Raw genomic sequence first — 5,409 nt, forward strand, 5'->3', positions numbered from 1 at the left:
GGTCATACTAATTATACCATTTTGGGGGTTTTTTTTATGCGAATTCTGTTAAATTGAGGCTAGATTATACAGATTTTCACTTCTTCTGAGATTTTGGGCTAGAATGGTGACTTTTTCACTGGTCTCGGACGGTTCTCTTGTTTCAGTTTCCATTGTTTTGAAACAGTAGAACCGTCCCCCCGTTCTATAAAAAAAGACACTCTATTTTAAAGAGTGCCATCTTCGGTCCATTTTAAAGTTATTAGACTAAGTCGAGCTATTCCCGTTCCTTATTAGTCTTCATCAAAAAGGATTTTTGCATAATCGCCCTAAAATATTCTATTTCTTGTCATGTAAGACATCCGTAATTATTTCAATATGCAAAGCTGCCCAAGCCTTTTCTCTAAAATGGGAAAGCGTACTTATCGTTAATAGACTCAAGTAAATGGTGACAAAAATCACCCAAATAATACTTCCTTTTTGAAACAAAAAATCCTGAACTTTCCCGGAAAATAAAAATAACAGCCAGGGAATCGCTGTAACATAAATAGGAATCATCCCAGAACCGTTTTGTTCCTTTATCATTCGATAATAAACTAATTGTAATGTATTGTAATCAAGCGACTCATAAAAAGCTTTAATTTCAGATGCCTCTTTTAACTTCCTGTTTGAATTTATATGTTGGTTCTTCTGTAATTCAAGATATAATTTATGTGCATCCCCTCGCACAAAAGGCATATTGCTATTCCCCCTCCTTGCATTAGAAAAATGAGCCATCGATAGACAGTATTGGCTTTTGGAGGGAGAAATATAAGTGAACGGGAGAACAGTTTACTTGTGAAACAATACAATACACATAGTAGGCGAGGTCTACATTCAAGGATCTGACCGGAAATCATTATTAGGTGTGCGGGGCTCCTTACTCCGAAGTTGAAAGATAGAAGCCCAAAGTTGAGAGACGATATCGCAGAGTTGAGAGATGGAAGGCCAAAGTTGAGAGACGATGTTGCAGAGTTGAGAGAGAATCAAGATTTATACAGTTATCTCTCAACTTTCAGGGGCTGTCTCTCAACTATTTACCAGGTTCTCTCAACTTTCTTAAGCTATCTCTCAACTTTGGGAAGTCCGGAGCTTCCACGAAGTGCCTGGCACCCGAGCTACGCAGTCTGCCCCCTATTCTTCTGAATTTTACTCAATCCTACCACTGCAACAACCAGCAACACCGCTGTTAAAATAAGTGTCCATGCAGATCCCGTGATTCCTGCTGCAATAAATCCAATAAATGAAACAACCCCATTTAGCATCGCATACGGAAACTGCGTTTTGATGTGATCAATGTGGTCAGCGCCTGCACCTGTAGATGATAGTATTGTTGTGTCTGAGATGGGCGAGGTGTGATCACCAAATATTCCACCTGAAAGAACGGCACCGATACAGACAAGTAAGTGTGCATCTAATGTCACCGCCATTGGAATTGCGATCGGGAGCATGATGGCGAAAGTACCCCATGACGTTCCGGAAGCAAGGGACATAATGGCACCTACAAGAAATAATAGTGCAGGAATAATAAATATGGGAATATTCCCTTCTATAATTTCAACAATATACATGGCCGTTCCCATTTCACTGATGACTGTGCCCAGCGCCCAGGCAAGAACAAGGGTAACCGCGACATAGGTCATCCGCTGCATACCTGATGTATAAATATCGAATATCGCATTGAATTTTTTAATCTTAAAGACTAGCATTAAAATAATGATGGTTATGGCTGCAAAAAGATATGCTGTCGTTAGTGAAATCCTGAAGTCACTTCCTGCAACTTGTTCAAATGGGAAGCCATATGAAATCATTAAACTAAATAATGTGATAAATAGTACTAAAAGTGGCAGCCAAATCAGGATTGCTTTGGACCCTTTCGTATACTTCTGCTGTTCGTCTGGTTTCCTTAGTGGCTTTGATTCCGGCCAGTATAACGCTCCAGTCTCCCGTACCCGTTTTTCCGCTTTTGCCATTGGCCCAAAATCCAAATTTGTCATTGTAACAAGTGGTACCATAATAACCGCCATGAGGGCATAAAATTGAAATGGAATGACCCCGACAAGTGTATCAAATTCAGATGTTGTAATACCTATCAAATCAAATTCATTTCGGATTAGCCCCATAATATAGACACCCCAGCCAATGAAAGGAATCAATACAGCAAATGGAGAGGATGTAGAGTCAATAATCCAAGCCAGTTTCTCTCTTGAAATCTTTAGCTTATCAAATACATTTTCAAAAACAGGTCCAACAATTAGTGGGGTACCTAAATCAGAGAAAAAAATGATGATACCTCCAATCCAAGCGGAAACCTGAGCTTTTGCACGCGAGTTTATATATTTAATCGCATGATAAGCAAGTGCGGCACCACCACCTGAATTTTCCATCAAGGCAACAAAGCCTCCAATGAAGAAAAGTAGCACAAGTATGCCAGCATTGTATCCATCTGAAAGCTGTGGATAGACATAATTTCCGATGGTTGACATCGTTGCCTCCAGCGGATTTCCCCCTACTAGAATCAATACGCCGATAAATACACCGGAAAATAAAGAAATAACAACATTTTTAGTAATAATTGCTAAAATCACCGCAATAATCGGCGGAATTAATGATATGATCCCCATGTGTTCCATAGTGAAATTCTCCCTCTCTATGATGTAAAGTGTGTATATTTATACATTTTAATGTAAAATTATACAGATTAGTATACTATCTATTTAACTATTTGACAAGGGGTTGGAAACACGAAAACGGTTCTTTTGCTGGAAACATGGGGACGGTTCTCTTGCCTCACTGCTTCTATTGATTTGAAACAGGAGAACCGTCCCCCCGTTTCACCAAGCACCCCAAAACAATCCCCACCAAAACACTCCGAATACATTGACTTCCAATTCAATTTCATGTATCTTAATTATTAATCAATTACATAATATGAATTTTCTTATCCAGAGAGGTGGAGGGACTGGCCTTTTGATACCTCGGCAGCGGACTATTTTATAGTACTGTGCCAATTCCAGTAGCAGGAAAGCTACGAGATAAGAAGAGAAAATCGCTAATGTGCATTTAACCTCTTCTTATCTCAAGAAGAGGTTTTTTAATTTTAAGGACAGGTTTTGCCCCGTTGTCTAAGAAAGGAGTACAGCTGATGTATACGATGGATTTAACAGGTAAGGTCGCCATTGTTACTGGTGGCGCGAATGGAATTGGCAAGGCAATTGCCGATGCGTTGATGGACTGTGGTGCTAAGGTTGCGGTTGTGGACATGGCTGTTCATGAAAAGGATTCTAACGATCGTATAGTTTATGTCCCCGCAGATGTATCCAAAAGTGATCAGGTAGAAAAAATGATCGAAAAGGTGACGGAGCATTTTGGAAGATTGGATATTTTAGTGAATAATGCAGGGATCTCGACAATGGATTATTTTGTTGACATGAAGGAAAGTGACTGGGATAAAACGATGGATGTCAATGCAAAAGGGGTTTATCTATGCATGCAGGCAGCTGCGAAGGTATTAAAGCAGCAAGGTAATGGCGGGAAGATCATCAACATTGCTTCACAGGCAGGCAAAAACGGGTATCAATTAATGGGCAGCTATGTGGCATCAAAGCATGCAGTTCTTGGGATGACCAAAGTTGCCGGACTGGAACTTGCAAAGGATAAAATCAATGTCAATGCAATTTGTCCCGGCATCGTGGAAACAGAGATGAAGCAGACAGAGAGAGTCATAGGCGGGAAACTGCGGAAGGTTGACGCAGCAGCAATCAAGCAGGAGGACGACTCACAAGTTCCACTGGGTAGAACTGGAACCCCTGAGGATATAGCGAATGTTGCAGTCTTTCTCGCATCACATTTTTCAGATTACATGACTGGACAGGGGATTAACGTTACAGGCGGAATGACGATGAACTAAACATAGTTTTATAGGATTTCCCCCTATATTAAAATAGAAAAATAAAAATCAGGGGGTATTTTTATGACCAATCAAGCAAATAAGGGAAGCTTCTCGGCATTGTTTCCATTGATTATTTTCGTAGCTTTATTCATTGGCACGGGATTAATTACCGGAGACTTTTCGAATATGCCAATCAACGTAGCGGTAATTATTGCATCAGCAATTGCGCTTGCAATGAACAGAAAAGAAAAATTATCAGCCAAAATAGAATTTTTTGCAAAAGGGGCCGGTCATCCCAATATCATGTTAATGGTAGTTATTTTTGTCCTGGCAGGTGCGTTTGCTGAAACTGCTAAAGGGATGGGTGCTGTGGAATCTACCGTTAATATGGGGTTATCTCTGATCCCCAGTAATTTATTGATGGTCGGACTGTTTATTGTCGCCTGTTTTATCTCGATATCCATGGGAACTTCGATGGGGACAGTTGCTGCACTTGCTCCAATAGGAATTGGAATCGCAGAGCAAACGGGAATTCCGCTTGCCTTGGCTATGGCAACCGTAATCGGCGGGGCAATGTTTGGTGATAATCTGTCCATGATTTCAGATACAACCATCGCAGCCGTCCGGACACAGAAGACAAAAATGAGTGATAAATTTAAAACGAACTTTTTCATTGTGATGCCAGGGGCGATTGTGACAGCCGTGATACTCTGGCTGATCGGCCTAGGTGACGCAGTGAATACGCTCGGAGATTATCCATATGAATTTATAAAAGTTCTCCCATACCTAGCTGTTTTAGTGACAGCAATCGCTGGTGTCAATGTGCTTATTGTCCTTTTCGGCGGAACATTATTTGCCGGAATCATTGGACTGTTTAATGGTTCTTTTACTGGAACCGGGCTCATCCAAGCTGTTTCGCAGGGTGTAATAAATATGGAGGATATTGCGATCGTTGCAGTTTTCATCGGCGGAATGATTGGCATCATCCAGCATAATGGCGGAATCGAATGGCTACTGAATGCAGTGACGAGCAGGATCAAAACAAAAAGAGGCGCAGAATTCGGGATTGCCGGATTGGTGAGCACCGCAGACATCGCTACGGCCAACAATACGATTTCCATCATCATGACTGGTCCGCTGGCAAAAAATATTGCAGATGAATATAAAATTGATCCGCGAAAATCTGCCAGTCTATTGGATATTTTTGCAGGCGCTTGGCAGGGAATTGTTCCATATGGCGGGCAAATGCTTGCCGCCTCAGGATTGGCTGCAATTTCACCAATCAGCATCATACCGTATTCATTTTATCCAATCGCACTTGCTATTTGTGGAGTGATAGCAATTCTTATTGGTTTTCCGAGATTGAAAAAGCTGAACAGTAATTAAAATATGTTAAAATAGATTAAAAGATAAGGAGTGTATTTATAATGGTAAAAACAATGAATGTTGAAAGTTTTAACCTGGATCATACAAAGGTGAAAGCACCTTATATCCGCTTG

4 protein-coding genes, 1 pseudogene and 1 riboswitch are annotated in these 5,409 nt (G+C 40.8%); of the genes and pseudogenes, 3 read left to right on the plus strand and 2 right to left on the minus strand.

Annotation, left to right across the window (positions count from 1 at the left end):
* Nucleotides 1-318 precede the first annotated feature (318 nt).
* Entirely contained in the window at nt 319-717 is a 399-nt protein-coding gene (locus CIL05_RS21225) for a hypothetical protein (protein WP_095657531.1), read from the minus strand.
* 419 nt (nt 718-1,136) lie between these two features.
* Complete coding sequence (locus CIL05_RS21230; protein WP_095657532.1) at nt 1,137-2,651, minus strand: Na+/H+ antiporter NhaC family protein; 1,515 nt, start codon at nt 2,649-2,651, stop codon at nt 1,137-1,139.
* Between the two features lie 305 nt (nt 2,652-2,956).
* A riboswitch (SAM riboswitch) is annotated at nt 2,957-3,060 on the plus strand.
* 103 nt (nt 3,061-3,163) lie between these two features.
* On the opposite strand from CIL05_RS21230, the gene CIL05_RS21235 reads away from it, so the two are divergent.
* The 3 genes and pseudogenes from CIL05_RS21235 to CIL05_RS22735 form a co-directional block, all read left to right on the plus strand.
* Nucleotides 3,164-3,928, plus strand: coding sequence for an SDR family NAD(P)-dependent oxidoreductase (locus CIL05_RS21235; RefSeq protein WP_095657533.1), 765 nt, complete (start codon nt 3,164-3,166; stop codon nt 3,926-3,928).
* Nucleotides 3,929-3,991: 63 nt separating this feature from the next.
* Nucleotides 3,992-5,296, plus strand: a complete 1,305-nt coding sequence (locus tag CIL05_RS21240; protein ID WP_095657534.1) for a Na+/H+ antiporter NhaC family protein — start codon at nt 3,992-3,994, stop codon at nt 5,294-5,296.
* A gap of 41 nt (nt 5,297-5,337) precedes the next feature.
* Nucleotides 5,338-5,409 (plus strand): annotated as a pseudogene (locus CIL05_RS22735) (S-ribosylhomocysteine lyase); the annotation flags it as partial.

It is taken from the genome of Virgibacillus profundi (assembly GCF_002287375.1).
GTDB lineage: Bacteria > Bacillota > Bacilli > Bacillales > Amphibacillaceae > Virgibacillus_K > Virgibacillus_K profundi.